Annotated in this window: 11 protein-coding genes; 8 read left to right on the top strand and 3 right to left on the bottom strand. The window is 61.0% G+C overall.

Translation table 11 applies throughout. The features are described from left to right. From GHO41_RS19800 to GHO41_RS19770, 7 genes are all read left to right on the top strand, one after another. Positions 1 to 814 (top strand): TldD/PmbA family protein (locus GHO41_RS19800; protein ID WP_178126547.1); only part of this gene is annotated, 814 nt, incomplete at its 5' end. Then, the gene (locus tag GHO41_RS19795) at positions 814 to 2151 is read left to right on the top strand and encodes a TldD/PmbA family protein (RefSeq protein ID WP_048370835.1); all 1338 of its coding nucleotides are present in this window, start codon (positions 814 to 816) and stop codon (positions 2149 to 2151) included. The genes GHO41_RS19800 and GHO41_RS19795, both read left to right, overlap by 1 nt. A 137-nt stretch (positions 2152 to 2288) precedes the next feature. After that, positions 2289 to 3719 carry a multidrug transporter subunit MdtD gene (gene mdtD, locus GHO41_RS19790; protein WP_048370838.1) on the top strand — a complete coding sequence of 477 codons (1431 nt, stop codon included), beginning with the start codon at positions 2289 to 2291 and terminating at the stop codon, positions 3717 to 3719. Positions 3720 to 3936: 217 nt separating this feature from the next. Beyond that, positions 3937 to 5274 carry an ATP-dependent RNA helicase DbpA gene (gene dbpA / locus GHO41_RS19785; protein WP_241486415.1) on the top strand — a complete coding sequence of 446 codons (1338 nt, stop codon included), beginning with the start codon at positions 3937 to 3939 and terminating at the stop codon, positions 5272 to 5274. A 118-nt stretch (positions 5275 to 5392) separates the two neighbouring features. Beyond that, complete coding sequence (locus GHO41_RS19780; protein WP_048385010.1) at positions 5393 to 6571, top strand: NAD(P)/FAD-dependent oxidoreductase; 1179 nt, start codon at positions 5393 to 5395, stop codon at positions 6569 to 6571. A gap of 129 nt (positions 6572 to 6700) precedes the next feature. Further along, positions 6701 to 8875 carry a YccS family putative transporter gene (gene yccS / locus GHO41_RS19775; protein ID WP_153434426.1) on the top strand — a complete coding sequence of 725 codons (2175 nt, stop codon included), beginning with the start codon at positions 6701 to 6703 and terminating at the stop codon, positions 8873 to 8875. Positions 8876 to 8949: 74 nt separating this feature from the next. Further along, complete coding sequence (locus GHO41_RS19770; RefSeq protein WP_048370847.1) at positions 8950 to 9402, top strand: GNAT family N-acetyltransferase; 453 nt, start codon at positions 8950 to 8952, stop codon at positions 9400 to 9402. On the opposite strand, the gene GHO41_RS19765 is transcribed toward GHO41_RS19770, so the two are convergent. Together GHO41_RS19765 and GHO41_RS19760 are read right to left on the bottom strand one after the other, a co-directional pair. Further along, positions 9399 to 9695 (bottom strand): helix-turn-helix domain-containing protein, encoded by a 297-nt coding sequence (locus GHO41_RS19765; RefSeq protein WP_048370849.1) that lies wholly within the window; start codon positions 9693 to 9695, stop codon positions 9399 to 9401. The genes GHO41_RS19770 and GHO41_RS19765 overlap by 4 nt on opposite strands. Positions 9696 to 9845: 150 nt before the next feature. Further along, a complete protein-coding gene (locus GHO41_RS19760; protein ID WP_153329437.1) occupies positions 9846 to 10334 on the bottom strand; it encodes a YgjP-like metallopeptidase domain-containing protein in 489 nt (162 codons plus the stop codon). A 189-nt stretch (positions 10335 to 10523) separates the two neighbouring features. Between GHO41_RS19760 and GHO41_RS19755 the strand changes: the two genes are divergently transcribed. Further along, a complete protein-coding gene (locus GHO41_RS19755) occupies positions 10524 to 10916 on the top strand; it encodes a hypothetical protein (protein WP_153329435.1) in 393 nt (130 codons plus the stop codon). 129 nt (positions 10917 to 11045) lie between these two features. On the opposite strand, the gene fba is transcribed toward GHO41_RS19755, so the two are convergent. Further along, positions 11046 to 12110, bottom strand: coding sequence for a class II fructose-bisphosphate aldolase (gene fba / locus GHO41_RS19750; RefSeq protein WP_131060610.1), 1065 nt, complete (start codon positions 12108 to 12110; stop codon positions 11046 to 11048). Positions 12111 to 12209 lie beyond the last annotated feature (99 nt).

Here is a 12209-nt window from a genome sequence, read left to right as displayed (position 1 = left end):
GATCGGCGCAGGCCCCACGGTGGCCGACCAAGCGCTGCAATTGCTGCTCGCCCCCAACACCCCGCAAGGCACCCGCGACCTGCTGCTGATGCCCGACCAGATGATCCTGCAGATCCACGAGTCCATCGGCCACCCGCTGGAGCTGGACCGGATCTTGGGCGACGAGCGCAATTACGCTGGCACCAGCTTCGTCAAAACCAGCGACTTCGGCAGCCTGCAATACGGCTCCAAACTGCTCAACGTGACATTCGACCCGACGATTCCCGAGCAGCTCGCCAGTTACCGCTTTGACGATGACGGCACCCCGGCGAGCAAAGAATTCTTGATCCGCGAAGGTCTGCTCCTGCGCCCGCTGGGCGGCGCGCTGTCGCAGTTCCGCGCAGGCCTCGAAGGCGTGGCCAACAGCCGCGCGTGCAGCTGGAACCGCGCGCCGATTGACCGCATGGCCAACCTCAATATCGAGCCGGGCGATCAGTCCATGGCGCAGTTGATTGGCGGCATCGAGCACGGCATTTTGATGGCCAACAACCGCTCGTGGTCGATTGACGATGCCCGCAACAAGTTCCAGTTCGGCTGCGAATGGGGCCAGTTGATCGAAAATGGCGAACTCAAGGGCGTGGTGAAAAACCCCAACTACCGGGGTATTTCCGAGCAGTTCTGGCGCAACCTCAGCGCCGTGGGCGACGCCAGCGCCTTTAAAGTGCTGGGCACGCCCAACTGCGGCAAAGGTGAACCCAACCAGGTGATCCGCGTGGGGCACGCGTCCCCGGCCTGTGTGTTCAGTCAAATTGATGTGTTTGGAGGGGATGCCTGATGGGTACGCCAATGAGTCAGGCCGAGCAGTTCGAAGGGTTGGTGGCGTGGCTGCGCAAGGCGCTGGTCAGCCCCGAGCAATTCACCGTGGGCTACAACGCCGAAACCTCGGAATTTATTCGCTTCAACAAGGGCAAAGTGCGCCAGGCCGGTGTGGTTCAGCAGGCCAGCCTTAGCCTCAAGCTGATCAACGAAGGCCGCCATGCCAGCGTCAACGTGACCCTGGCCGGTGAGCCTGCGGTTGACCAACAACGCGTGGCCGATGCGCTGAAACAACTGCGCGACACCGTGCCGCTGCTGCCGGTAGACCCGTATTTGCTGCTCAACCCCGAGCCGTGGCACAGCCACACCGAGCAGGCCGAAGCGTTGCCGGACACGGCGCAGGTGCTGGATGAAATCCGCCGCGCCGCCCACGGGGTCGATCTGGTCGGCTTCTACGCCAGCGGCCCGATCAGCTACGGCTACGCCAGTTCGCAAGGCGCGCTGGGCTGGCATGAAGCCAACAGCTTCAACTTTGACTGGAGCCTGTTCCACAGCAACGGCCAAGCGGTTAAAGCCAGCTACGCCGGTGCCCAGTGGGACAGCGAGCGCTTCGCCCAGCGCATGCAACTGGCCCGCGAGCAATTGGCGTTTCTCGACCGCCCGGCCCACGTGCTGGCGCCGGGTGAGTACCGTGCTTACCTGGCCCCCGCGGCACTGGAAGAAGTCATGAGCATGCTCTGCTGGGGCGGCTTTTCGGCCCAAGCGCTGGCCAGCAAATACAGCCCGCTGCAAAAGCTCTATGGCGGTGATGCCGAGCTGAGCCCGCTGGTGTCGCTGGACGAACACGTGAGCCAGTCGTTAAGCCCGGCGTTTTCCGGCGAGGGCTACCCGCGCCAGGACTTGTCGCTGGTCAAACACGGCAAGGCCGCCGAGCAACTGGTGAGCTCGCGCAGCGCGGCCGAATACGGCCTCAAGGTCAACGGCGCGCCGGGCAGCGAAGCACCCAGCGCACTGGCGATGGCGGCCGGGCAACTGGCGCAAGCCGACATCCTCAAGCAGTTGGGCACCGGGTTGTACATCAGCAACCTGTGGTACTTGAACTACTCTGATCAACCAGCAGCACGCCTGACCGGCATGACCCGGTTCGCCACGTTCTGGGTCGAAGACGGCGAGATCAAGGCCCCGGTCAACACCATGCGGTTTGATGACAGCGTGTACAGCCTGCTGGGTTCGCAGCTAGAAGCACTGACGGCAGAGCGGGAGCTGCTGGTCTCGGCCAGCACCTACGACCAACGCCAGACTGCATCGAATCTATTGCCGGGTGCAGTGGTCAAAAAACTCACGCTCACGTTGTAAGAGGCAGCATCACTCCAAATTGTGGGAGCGGGCTTGCTCGCGATGGCAGCGGCACGATGATGCAGGCATACCGAGTCGCCTGCATCGCGAGCAAGCCCGCTCCCACAGGTTTTTGAATGATCACAACAAGAGGTCCTATGCCCGAACGTCCGGTTCTCACGCCCGAAATTTTACGGTGGTTGCCTTGGGTGGTGGCCATCGCGTTTTTCATGCAGTCGCTCGACGGCACGATCCTCAACACCGCACTGCCGGCCATGGCCAGCGACCTCAAGGAAAACCCGCTGCGCATGCAAGGGGTGATCGTTGCCTACATGCTCACGGTGGCCTTGCTGATCCCGGCCTCGGGCTGGATCGCTGACCGCTTCGGCACCAAAAAAATCTTCTTCAGCGCCATTTTGCTGTTCAGCCTCGGCTCGCTGCTGTGCGCCTTGTCCGGCACGCTCAACGAATTGATCGCTGCCCGTGTGCTTCAAGGCCTGGGCGGTGCCTTGATGGTGCCGGTCGGGCGGCTGGTGGTGCTTAAGGCCTACCCGCGTTCAGAACTGGTGCGGATCATGGGCTTTATTACCATCCCCGGCCTGCTCGGCCCGCTGATCGGCCCCACCCTGGGCGGCTGGATGGTGCAGTACCTGAGCTGGCACTGGATCTTTTTGATCAACCTGCCGGTGGGCATGCTGGGCTGCTGGGCGGTCTGGAAAATGATCCCCGACTTGCGCGGCGACGGGCGCTCACGCTTCGATGCCTGGGGCTTCTTGCTGTTTGGCGCGGCGATGGTGTTTATCACCATTGCCATGGAGGGCTTGGGCGAACTGCACATGCCGCACCTGCGGGTCATGTTGCTGCTGTTTGCCGGGCTGGCGTGCCTGGCGGCGTACTGGCTGCGGGCCGCCAACATCAGCAACCCGCTGTTTTCCCCGACGCTGTTTAAAACCAAAACCTTTGCCGTGGGCATTTTGGGCAACCTGTTTGCCCGGTTGGGCAGCGGCGCCTTGCCGTTTCTGGTGCCGTTGCTGCTGCAAGTGGCGCTGGGCTATTCACCGTCAGACGCGGGGATGAGCATGTTGCCGCTGGCAGCCGCCGCCATGCTGGCCAAATGGGGCGCACGGCCGTTGATCGAGCGTCTGGGTTATCGCACGATCCTGACCGGCAACACGCTGGCACTCGGCATCATGCTGGCCAGCATGGGCCTGGTCACGGCTCAAACCCCGTACCCGCTGCTGCTGACGATGCTGGCCATTTTGGGGGCCATCAACTCGCTGCAATTTACCGCCATGAACACCGTGACCCTGATCGACCTGGACGATGCCAGCGCCAGCAGCGGCAACAGCTTGCTCTCGGTGGTGGCGCAGTTGTCGTTGAGCCTTGGGGTTGCCTGTGCCGGTGCCTTGCTGGGCGGGTTCTCGGGTGACGGCGCCGGTGACGACGTGCACACCGTGCTGGGGGCGTTCCAGTTGACGTTCCTGACCGTCGGCATCATGGCCATGCTGGCGGCGGCGATATTCTTGCAACTGTCACCGCAGGATGGGCGCAAGCCCAAAGCCAACTCGGAGCATGAGCTGGATCATTAACCCGTTCACTCTGTAGGAGCGAGCTTGCCTCGCGATCTTTTAAAAAGATCAAAAGATCGCGAGACAAGCTCGCTCCTACAGAATCCTTGGTGACTTCTCGTCCAGAATGTTCGGGCATTGGGCAACGGGCTGTTACACTGCGCGACATTTTGTTTTGCAGGCCAGTCCCGTGACCACCATTGCCACCGCTTTCAACACGCTCCCCCTGTCCGCCGCCATGCTGGCTAACCTCGACTCCCTCGGTTATGCCCAGATGACGCCGATTCAGGCGCAGAGCTTGCCGGTGATCCTCAAAGGCATGGACCTGATCGCTCAGGCCAAGACCGGCAGCGGCAAAACCGCCGCCTTCGGCATCGGCCTGCTGAACCCGATCAACCCGCGCTACTTCGGCTGCCAGGCGCTGGTGATCTGCCCTACCCGCGAACTGGCTGACCAGGTGGCCAAGGAAATCCGCCGTCTGGCCCGCGCCGAAGACAACATTAAAGTGCTGACCCTGTGTGGCGGCGTGTCGTTCGGCCCGCAAATCGGCTCGCTGGAGCACGGCGCGCACATCATCGTCGGCACGCCGGGGCGTATCCAGCAGCACTTGCGCAAAGGTTCGCTGGTGCTCGACGGCCTGAACACGCTGGTGCTCGACGAAGCCGACCGCATGCTCGACATGGGTTTCTACGACGCCATCGAAGACATCATTGTGCAGACCCCGGCACGCCGCCAGACCCTGCTGTTTTCGGCCACTTACCCGGTGGGCATCAAGCAGTTGGCCTCCAAGTTCATGCGCGACCCGCAGCAAGTCAAGGCTGAAGCGCTGCACACCGACAGCCAGATCGAGCAGCGTTTCTACGAAATCGCACCCGACGAGCGCATGAGCGCCGTGACCAAAGTGCTGGGGCACTTCCGTCCGCAGTCGTGCGTGGCGTTCTGCTTCACCAAGCAGCAGGTACAAGAAACCGTTGATCACCTGACCTCCAAAGGCATTTCGGCGGTTGGCCTGCACGGTGACCTGGAACAGCGCGACCGCGATCAAGTGCTGGCAATGTTCGCCAACCGCTCGACCTCGGTACTGGTTGCCACTGACGTAGCCGCCCGTGGTCTGGACATCGACGCGCTGGACATGGTGATCAACGTTGAGTTGGCGCGTGATTCGGAGATCCACATTCACCGCGTGGGCCGTACCGGCCGTGCAGGCGAAAAAGGCATCGCGATCAGCCTGGTGGCACCGTCTGAAGCGCACCGCGCCCAGGCCATCGAGCAACTGCAAAAGGCCCCGTTGAACTGGGAATCGCTGGACACCCTGACCTCCAAGGGCGGCGCCCCGTTGCTGCCAGCCATGAGCACTCTGGTGATCGGCGCAGGCCGCAAAGACAAAGTCCGCCCGGGCGACATTCTGGGTGCCTTGACCGGCGACGCAGGCATCCCCGGTGCCCAGGTCGGCAAAATCGCGATCTTTGACTTCCAGGCCTACGTGGCCGTGGATCGCACCGTTGCCAAGCAGGCTTGCCAGCGCTTGAGCGAAGGCAAAATCAAAGGCCGCTCGCTGCGCGTTCGGGTGTTGTAACCCCCCCCACCCCGCCCCTGTAGGAGCGAGCTTGCTCGCGATCTTTGCTTTTAAAGATCAAAAGATCGCGAGCAAGCTCGCTCCTACAGAGTTCCCCGCCGTATTTGAGGACACCGCTTTGCGTACCACCGACGTTGTGATTATTGGCGCTGGCGCCGCAGGTTTGATGTGCGCGCTGACCGCTGCCGGGCGTGGGCGCAAGGTGTTGCTGATCGACCACGCCAACAAGGCGGGCAAAAAAATCCTGATGTCGGGCGGTGGTCGCTGCAATTTCACCAATATGTACACCGAGCCGGGTAACTTCCTGTCGCAGAACCCGCACTTCTGCAAATCAGCGCTGGCCCGCTACACCCAATGGGATTTCATCGAACTGGTGAGCAAGCACGGCGTGCCTTACCACGAGAAAAAACTCGGCCAGCTGTTTTGCGATAACAAGTCCAGCGACATCCTTGAGATGCTCCTCAGCGAGTGCCAGCAAGCCGGTGTCAGCCTGCACCTGGACACCTCGGTTGAGCAGATCGAAAAAACCGACAGCGGTTACAGCCTCAAGACCACGCTGGATCAGTTGAACTGCCAGTCGCTGGTGATCGCCACCGGCGGCTTGTCGATCCCGACGCTGGGCGCCACCGGGTTTGGTTACCAAGTGGCCAAGCAGTTTGGCCACACCTTGCTGCCGACCCGCGCAGGGCTGGTGCCGTTCACCATTACCGATCAGCTCAAAGAGATTTGCAGCGAACTGTCGGGCACCTCGGTGGACTGCCTGGTGAGCTGCAACGATCAGAGTTTTCGCGAGAACATTCTGTTCACCCACCGCGGCCTGAGCGGCCCGGCGATTTTGCAGATTTCGTCGTTCTGGAACAGCGGTGACACGGTTGAGATCAACCTGTTGCCGGATCTGGACGCGCTGAGCTGGCTGCAAGCGCAACAGGCCGAACGCCCGAACAGCGAACTGAAAACCCTGCTCGGGGAAATCTTCACCAAGAAGATGGCCAACTTGCTGGCCGAGCATTGGTTCGTGTCCAAACCCATGAAGCAATACACCCCAAGCGAACTGGCCGACGTGGCCAACAAGCTGGCGTGCTGGACTGTCGTGCCCGCCGGGACCGAAGGCTATCGCACCGCCGAAGTCACGCTGGGCGGCGTAGACACCCGCGAAGTGTCGTCCAAGACCATGGAATCGCTGAAAAGCCCGGGGCTGTATTTTGTCGGCGAAGTGCTGGATGTGAGCGGCCACCTGGGCGGTTTCAACTTCCAGTGGGCGTGGGCGTCGGGGTATGCCGCCGCGCAGTACGCCTGACACAGGCGTACCTTCAACGCGGGTTTGCATTCAGGCAAAAAATATTTTCTGTTCGATGTGAACAGTGCCATTGCACTAGCGTCTTATCTGGCTCAATTTAGCGAATCACGAGCCAGGCACCGCCACTCCATGTCATCGACCTCTTTCAGCCAATCACTGCGCCGCTTGTGGGCGCGGGACAAGTTCAGTTACAGCGTCCGGGTGTTCATCGCCCTGACCGGCAGCATGGCTTTTTGCTGGTATCAGGACGAGATGTCGCTGCTGATTCCTTTGTTCCTGGGGATTATTGCCAGCGCCCTGGCCGAAACCGATGACAGCTGGCAAGGCCGTTTGAATGCATTGCTGGTCACGCTGGTGTGCTTCAGCGCCTCGGCGCTCAGTGTCGAATTACTCTTCCCCTACCCTTGGCTGCTGGTCATCGCGCTGGCCCTGGCCAGTTTTGCCCTGACCATGCTCGGGGCGCTGGGTGAACGGTACGGGGCGATTGCCTCGGCCACGTTGATTCTGGCCGTGTACACCATGATCGGCGTGGACCAGCGCGGTGGCGAAGTCACCGACTTCTGGCACGAACCGCTGTTGCTGGTGGCCGGTGCGGCCTGGTACGGGCTGCTCTCGGTGCTGTGGCAGGCGCTGTTTTCCAACCAGCCGGTGCAGCAAAGCCTGGCGCGGCTGTTTTGGGAACTGGGCCTGTACCTCAAGCTCAAGTCGGCGCTATTCGAACCGGTGCGCAAGCTGGATGTAGAAGCAGGCCGCCTGGAGCTGGCCCGGCAAAACGGCCGTGTAGTGGCCGCGCTCAACACCGCCAAAGAGATTATTTTGCACCGGGTTGGCAACTCGCGGCCGGGCTCGAAAATCAGCCGTTACCTCAAGCTGTACTTCCTCGCGCAAGACATTCACGAACGCGCCAGTTCATCGCACTACCCGTACAACGCACTCGCCGACGCGTTCTTCCACAGTGACGTGATGTTCCGTTGCCAACGCCTGCTGCGCCAACAAGGCGTGGCCTGCCAGCGCCTGTCGGAGTCGATCAAGCTACGCCAGCCGTTTGTCTATGACGACAGTTTTGCCGAGGCCTTGGGCGACTTGCACGCCTCCCTCGAACACTTGCGCATCCAGAGCAATCCGGCCTGGCGCGGGCTGCTGCGCTCACTGCGCGCGCTGGCGGCCAACCTCGGCACGCTGGACCGTTTGCTCAGCGATGCGAGCAACCCCGACGCCCTGGCCGATGCCACCGACAGCAGCCTGTTGGACCGTTCGCCGCGCAACCTCAAGGACGTGTGGTCGCGCCTGCGTCAGCACCTCACACCGACGTCGCTGATCTTTCGCCATGCCCTGCGCCTGCCTTTGGCACTGAGCATCGGCTTTGGCATGGTGCACTGGATTCACCCAAGCCAGGGCTACTGGATCATCCTCACCACGCTGTTTGTCTGCCAGCCAAGCTACGGCGCGACACGGCGCAAGTTCAGCCAGCGGATCATCGGCACGGCCATTGGCCTGGCGGTGGGCTGGGCGCTGTTCGACCTGTTCCCCAACCCCATCATTCAGTCGCTGTTTGCGGTGGTGGCCGGGGTGGTGTTCTTTACCAACCGCACCACGCGTTACACCTTGAGCACGGCTGCCATTACCTTGATGGTTCTGTTCTGCTTCAACCAGGTGGGCGACGGTTACGGGCTGTTCTTGCCACGGCTGTTCGATACCCTGGTGGGCAGCGTGATTGCGGCGGCAGCGGTGTTCCTGTTCTTGCCGGACTGGCAGGGCCGTCGGCTCAATCAGGCGCTGGCCAATACCTTGAGCTGCAACAGCCAGTACCTGCGCCAGATCCTCCAGCAATACGCCCAGGGCAAAAGCGACGACCTGGCCTATCGTCTGGCCCGGCGTAACGCCCACAACGCCGATGCGGCGCTGTCGACCACGCTGGCCAACATGCTGATGGAGCCGGGGCATTTCCGTAAGGACGCCGACATGGGCTTCCGCTTTTTGGTGCTCTCGCACACCTTGCTCAGTTACTTGTCGGGGCTGGGCGCGCATCGCGGCACTGAGCTGCCGGCAGAGCTGCGCGAGCAGTTGATCGAAGGCGCCGGGCGGCGGATTGCCGACAGCATCGACCAGATTGCCCAAGGCTTGAGCGCCAAGCTGCCGGTGCCGGTGCAAAGCGACGAGGAAGAAACCCTGGCCAATGAGCTGGAGCAGATGCCGGATGACATTGATGAGAACCTGCGGCTGGTGCAAACCCAGTTGGCGCTGATCTGCCGTCAACTCGGCCCATTGCGCACCCTGGCTGCACATTTGGTCAAAGCTCCGTAGGATTTATCGCAGCTTGGCGCCAGTCAGTATCACGCCTACTATCGGGCCATCGTTTCGATAACAAGGACAACACCGTGACCACTGACTGGCTCTGCAAACACCACGACGATCTGGGCAAAGAACAGCTCTACGCCATTCTGGAGCTGCGCTCGGAAGTCTTCGTCGTTGAACAAAAATGCGCGTATCAAGATGTCGACGGCCAAGACCTGTCGGGCGATACGCTGCACGTGATGGGCTGGCAAGACGACAAGCTGGTGGCCTACGCCCGCTTGCTCGACCCCGAATCCCAAGGCGGCGACGTGGTCATTGGCCGGGTGATCATTGCACCCCAAGGCCGCGGGCAAAAGCTTGGGCACCGCCTGCTGGAAGTGGCGCTGGAAAACATCGAAGAGTATTGGTCCGGGCAACCGATTTTCATGTCCGCGCAAGCGCACTTGCAGCCATTTTATGAGCAGCACGGGTTTCGGGCCGAAGGCGAGACGTACCTTGAAGATGACATCCCGCACATCGGCATGCGCCGTGCTTAAGGGTAACCGAGCACCTGCTTGATCTGCTCCAGGTGCTGGCCGACCCAGGCTTTGTCGATCGGCCCCCAGCTGTGAATCAGGTAGCGCCCGGCATGGTTGCGGGCGCCGTCCTGTTGTTCAAACTCACACACGATGTCCAGATCGGCCAGGGCGGCAATGGTGTCCTGGGCCGTACGGCGCGGCATGCCGGTGACATCGGTCAGCGCTGGCACACTGCTGGCGGTTTGGCTGTCGATCAACCAGGCCACGTACAAACGCCGGTAAAAACTGCTTTTGGTTTTACTGACTTCCATTCAGAACTCCCGTTATGTAGTACGCCACCTGTAGCCGCTGCCGCAGGCTGCGATAAGGGCCGCAGGCCCTTCGTTTGTTGTTCAAAAGCAGGGCCGCTGCGCAACCCATCGCAGCCTCGTGCCTCGACAGCGGCTACACGTTCGACAGCCCTATAAGTCGCGCCAGGTCAGGTACACCCGCAGGTCAAACTCCAGCTGGTGATAACCCGGCAGCATGTGTTCGCACAGTTTGTAGAACGCCTTGTTGTGGTCGGACTCTTTGAGGTGCGCCAGTTCGTGCACCACGATCATCTTCAAGAACTCTGGCGCAGCTTCCTTGAACAACGAGGCCACGCGCAGTTCTTTCTTGGCCTTGAGCTTGCCACCCTGCACCCGCGAAATAGTCGTGTGCAAGCCCAGCGCACGGTGGGTGAGGTCGAGGCGGTTATCAAACAGCACCTTGTCAAAGGACGGCGCGTTGCGCAGGTATTCCTGTTTGATCTCGTGCGCGTAGGCATACAAGGCCTTGTCGCTCTGCACCGCATGGCGCTGTGGATAACGCTCGTTCAGGTAGCTGCCCAATTGGTCGCGCTCGATCAATTGGCGCACTTGATCCTGCAACGATTGGGGGTATGCCTGAAGGTATTTGAGAACGGTCATGGGGCGCCAACGCACAGCGTAAAAGTTCGCCAGTGTAGCGAATCCAGCTTTTATGGCTACCTTGTCAGACGTTTACGTTGCCAAGAGGCGGACACTTCCGAGAAAGCGTGGGGACCGCAAGCGCTGCTTGCCGCATGGAAAGGCCGGGGGCTATCTTCTTGAGTCGCCGATGATCCCCGTGGAAGAGACATGAAAAAGACGACGCCCGACGGTCCTAAAGCAAAACGCATTCAGCGTGATGATCATCTGCACGATGATGCAACCCAAGACCTGCTCAAACGCCTGCGCGAAGACCCTCCCGTAGACCTGGAGACCTTGCAGCCGACACTAGCGCAAGGCATCAGCCCTGAGTCACCGTTTGCCGTGCTGGCAGATGTTCGCGCCCTGCAAGCTTTGCAGCACGTGTCGATCATGCTCAAGGGGGCAGAAGAGGTGTCGGATGAAATCACCGAAATGGCCAGCGGCATCGAGCGCGGGCTGGTGTGGTCGCTGGTGCACTCGGTCGAGATGGCCCGCTCACTGGTGGACGCCCTGCTCAAGGGCAACGGCATAGATCCCGAAAAAATACACCACACCTTGTAGGAGCGAGCTCGCCTCGCGATCTTATGATCGTTTAAAAGATCGCGAGACAAGCTCGCTCCTACAGATGAATCCGTGTGCCAGGCACAAAAAAGCCCGCATCGCTGCGGGCTTTTTCATGACGCTTAAGGCTTAGTTGACCTTGGCGTTCAGCTCACCTTTGAGGTAACGCTGGTACATGGCTTCCAGGGAGATCGGTTTGATCTTCGAGGCATTGCCAGCGGTGCCGAAGGCTTCGTAACGGGCGATGCACACATCGCGCATGGCCGTTACGGTAGCGCCGAAGAACTTGCGCGGGTCGAACTCGCTTGGGTTGGTTGCCATCAGGCGACGCATGGCGCCAGTCGAGGCCAGACGCAGGTCGGTGTCGATGTTGACCTTGCGCACGCCGTACTTGATGCCTTCAACGATTTCTTCAACCGGCACGCCGTAGGTTTCTTTGATGTCGCCGCCGTACTGGTTGATGATCGCCAGCCACTCTTGTGGCACCGAAGACGAACCGTGCATCACCAGGTGAGTGTTCGGGATGCGCTTGTGGATTTCTTTGATGCGGTCAATCGCCAACACGTCGCCGGTAGGTGGCTTGGTGAACTTGTAAGCGCCGTGGGAAGTACCGATGGCGATGGCCAGGGCGTCCACTTGGGTGCGTTTTACGAAGTCTGCAGCTTCTTCCGGGTCGGTCAGCATTTGGCTGTGATCCAGAACGCCTTCAGCGCCGATACCGTCTTCTTCGCCCGCCATGCCGGTTTCCAGGGAACCCAGGCAGCCCAGCTCACCTTCAACCGACACGCCGCAAGCGTGTGCCAGGGCAACGGTTTGCTGAGTCACGCGAACGTTGTAGTCGTAGTCGGTAGGGGTTTTGCCGTCTTCGCCCAGCGAGCCGTCCATCATGACCGAGCTGAAGCCCAGCTGGATGGAGCGCTGGCAGACGTCAGGGCTGGTGCCGTGGTCTTGGTGCATGCACACCGGGATATGCGGGAATTCTTCGATGGCCGCCAGAATCAGGTGACGCAGGAACGGCGCACCTGCGTACTTGCGCGCACCGGCCGAAGCCTGAACGATCACCGGGGAGTCAGTCTTGTCAGCGGCTTCCATGATCGCGCGCATCTGCTCAAGGTTGTTGACGTTGAAGGCTGGAACGCCGTAGCCGAATTCGGCGGCGTGGTCCAACATCTGGCGCATGCTGATAAGTGCCATTGTGTGTGTCTCTCCCGGACAAGGGTCGTTAATCGTGCAAGCCTGCCGTAGCGGCGGCTGCGATTCAAGTTATTGCAGATCGGGGGTTGGCCCCGGTGC

It is taken from the genome of Pseudomonas sp. FSL R10-0399, from assembly GCF_009600165.1.
Classification (GTDB): Bacteria; Pseudomonadota; Gammaproteobacteria; order Pseudomonadales; family Pseudomonadaceae; genus Aquipseudomonas; species Aquipseudomonas helleri.
Note: the sequence above shows the minus strand (reverse complement) of the source record. Positions and strands in the feature narration are given on the sequence as shown.

What these genes read in the sequence shown, in the direction of transcription:
- GHO41_RS19795 (WP_048370835.1), top strand. Translation starts at nt 814, where the DNA reads ATGGGTACGCCAATGAGTCAGGCCGAGCAGTTCGAAGGGTTGGTGGCG.
- mdtD (WP_048370838.1), top strand. Translation starts at nt 2,289, where the DNA reads ATGCCCGAACGTCCGGTTCTCACGCCCGAAATTTTACGGTGGTTGCCT.
- dbpA (WP_241486415.1), top strand. Translation starts at nt 3,937, where the DNA reads ATGCTGGCTAACCTCGACTCCCTCGGTTATGCCCAGATGACGCCGATT.
- yccS (WP_153434426.1), top strand. Translation starts at nt 6,701, where the DNA reads ATGTCATCGACCTCTTTCAGCCAATCACTGCGCCGCTTGTGGGCGCGG.
- GHO41_RS19765 (WP_048370849.1), bottom strand. Translation starts at nt 9,695, where the DNA reads ATGGAAGTCAGTAAAACCAAAAGCAGTTTTTACCGGCGTTTGTACGTG.
- GHO41_RS19760 (WP_153329437.1), bottom strand. Translation starts at nt 10,334, where the DNA reads ATGACCGTTCTCAAATACCTTCAGGCATACCCCCAATCGTTGCAGGAT.
- GHO41_RS19755 (WP_153329435.1), top strand. Translation starts at nt 10,524, where the DNA reads ATGAAAAAGACGACGCCCGACGGTCCTAAAGCAAAACGCATTCAGCGT.
- fba (WP_131060610.1), bottom strand. Translation starts at nt 12,110, where the DNA reads ATGGCACTTATCAGCATGCGCCAGATGTTGGACCACGCCGCCGAATTC.